We start from the raw sequence: 292 nt of genomic DNA, 5'->3' as shown, positions 1-292 counted from the left end.
AGAAAGACCAGCAGAAATGGAACAATCAGATTGAGAAGTATACAGAGAGGAAGGCTTAAGGATGCAAAAAAAGCTGAGAAGAGCCATCAAAAACTGTGTGCCCACCAGAACCATCAGCTGCCTGACTGTGAAAGATTTCCGATAATTTACCTTAAACAGGATTGTAACCACCGATACGAGGATTGAATAAGAAATGCCGAATAAAAGAATTGTAGAGTAAAATAAAAAAAGGAAAAAAAGAATAATTGGCAGCTCTCCGCTCCAAATTTATGGCGGCCCTGCCAATTATTCT

At 39.0% G+C, this 292-nt stretch carries 1 protein-coding gene; it reads left to right on the top strand.

The annotated features are described in order from the left end of the window. Nucleotides 1-186 (top strand): hypothetical protein (locus NE473_RS31845; RefSeq protein ID WP_256265704.1); only part of this gene is annotated, 186 nt, incomplete at its 5' end. Nucleotides 187-292: the final 106 nt, after the last annotated feature.

The sequence above is a fragment of the Hungatella sp. SL.1.14 genome, from assembly GCF_024460495.1.
GTDB lineage: Bacteria > Bacillota > Clostridia > Lachnospirales > Lachnospiraceae > Hungatella > Hungatella hathewayi.
Note: the sequence above shows the minus strand (reverse complement) of the source record. Positions and strands in the feature narration are given on the sequence as shown.